3 protein-coding genes are annotated in these 1,528 nt (G+C 64.7%); 1 reads left to right on the top strand and 2 read right to left on the bottom strand.

Translation table 11 applies throughout. From position 1 onward, the window contains the following. Together P1U55_RS15295 and P1U55_RS15290 are read right to left on the bottom strand one after the other, a co-directional pair. A partial coding sequence (locus tag P1U55_RS15295; RefSeq protein WP_301048501.1) for an enoyl-CoA hydratase-related protein occupies positions 1 to 363 on the bottom strand: 363 nt, incomplete at its 3' end. A gap of 102 nt (positions 364 to 465) precedes the next feature. Then, complete coding sequence (locus P1U55_RS15290; RefSeq protein WP_301048500.1) at positions 466 to 792, bottom strand: TraR/DksA C4-type zinc finger protein; 327 nt, start codon at positions 790 to 792, stop codon at positions 466 to 468. A 124-nt stretch (positions 793 to 916) separates the two neighbouring features. Here P1U55_RS15290 and P1U55_RS15285 point away from each other — a divergent pair, with 124 nt between their 5' ends. After that, positions 917 to 1,342, top strand: a complete 426-nt coding sequence (locus P1U55_RS15285) for a TIGR01244 family sulfur transferase (RefSeq protein ID WP_301048499.1) — start codon at positions 917 to 919, stop codon at positions 1,340 to 1,342. Positions 1,343 to 1,528 lie beyond the last annotated feature (186 nt).

Raw genomic sequence — 1,528 nt, 5'->3', positions numbered from 1 at the left:
CAGCTTTGCTCCCGGCGCGGCCAGCCGGAAATGGCAGGCCAGCGCAAGCTCCAGCCCGCCCCCCAATGCCGCACCGGCAATCCCGGCAACCACTGGCTTTTCGCAGGTTTCAACCCGGTTATAGAGCGTGCCAAACCACGGTTCCTGCCCCTCGCCGTCAAACTCCGAGATATCCGCACCGGCCGAAAAGATCCGCCCCGCGCCAAGCAGCGCCAGCGCTGTTACGCGCGGGTCGGCCTCGGCCATCTGCACGGCTTCCCAAATGCCGCGCCGCAAGGCCAGCGACTGCGCGTTAACCGGCGGCGCATCCATTGTAATGCGGGCCACGCCCTCGATAACCTTCAGCTTGACCAGCGATGCCATGGCCTGCCCCCTTTGCCCCCGCCGCCATTCTGGCGTGCTTGGCGCCATCAAAACCGCGCCCGCGCCCGATGGCAAGCGCAGGCGGGCCAGAAAAAGGGCAGATCAGGCCACTTCGCGGGCGCAACGGGCGCAAAACGGCGTGTGCGGCAGCAGATCAAGCCGCTCTTCGGCAATCGCCACACCGCATTTAGTGCAAAATCCGTACTCGCCTTCCTTGATGCGGGCCAGCGCTGCGCGGATCGCGGCAATCTCGGCCTGGCCCTGGTTGCCCTGGCCCTCCAGCACTTCGTCTTCTTCGCGCTCCACGGCCATCTCGTCCCAATCGGCATTGGTGTGGCTCACCAGCTCGGCATCTATGTCGTGCAGCCGCGAGTCCAGCTCCTTCAGCCGGTCCAGCAGAGCCTTCTTGCGGATTTCAAGTTTTGTCATTGCGGCCTCCCGTTTTTTGAGTTCATGCCAGACTAGGCGGCTGGCCTTGCGCTGACATTGAGGTATATCAAACCGACCGGGCCACCGGCCCCGCCGCGCGTAAAACGACAGGAAGGACCACCCCATGGACATCCGCCCCCTCACCGATCATCTGTCGGTGTCCCCTCAGATCGCCCTTGAAGACATGCCAGCCATTGTCGCTGCCGGTTTCGGCACCGTGATCTGCAATCGCCCCGATAGCGAGGTCCCCCCCGCCCTTCATGCTGCACGCATGGCCGAGGCCGCCGAGGCCGCCGGGCTCACCTTCGTAATAAATCCAGCGGTCCACACCGGCATGACGGCTGATCTTGTCCAGCGGCAAAAGCAGGCGATTGAAGCATCAGAAAAGCCGGTGCTGGCCTATTGCCAATCGGGCACCCGCTGCACCGTGATCTGGATGCTGAGCGAAGCGGCAACCACCCCGGCAGATGACCTGATCGACATCGCCGCCAAGGCTGGCTATCCGCTCCACGCGCTCAAGCCACAATTGGAAGCGCAGCGGCAGGGCTGACCCCCGCACCACCGGCCTCAATCAGGGGGCACCCCGGCGCGGCCAGATACCGGGGCGGCTGCCTCACGTCCCGGTCAGATCCCTGATATTCAGCGAGGGCAGGCCAGCCGCCTCTCCTCCCGCCAGATCGCCAAGGTCCGGCAGGTCAGAGGTGTCCAGATCGTCTAGCCCTTCCAACTCGGGCAG

The organism is Vannielia sp., assembly GCF_029212645.1.
Lineage (GTDB): Bacteria > Pseudomonadota > Alphaproteobacteria > Rhodobacterales > Rhodobacteraceae > Vannielia.
Note: the sequence above shows the minus strand (reverse complement) of the source record. Positions and strands in the feature narration are given on the sequence as shown.

What these genes read in the sequence shown, in the direction of transcription:
- P1U55_RS15290 (WP_301048500.1), bottom strand. Translation starts at nt 792, where the DNA reads ATGACAAAACTTGAAATCCGCAAGAAGGCTCTGCTGGACCGGCTGAAG.
- P1U55_RS15285 (WP_301048499.1), top strand. Translation starts at nt 917, where the DNA reads ATGGACATCCGCCCCCTCACCGATCATCTGTCGGTGTCCCCTCAGATC.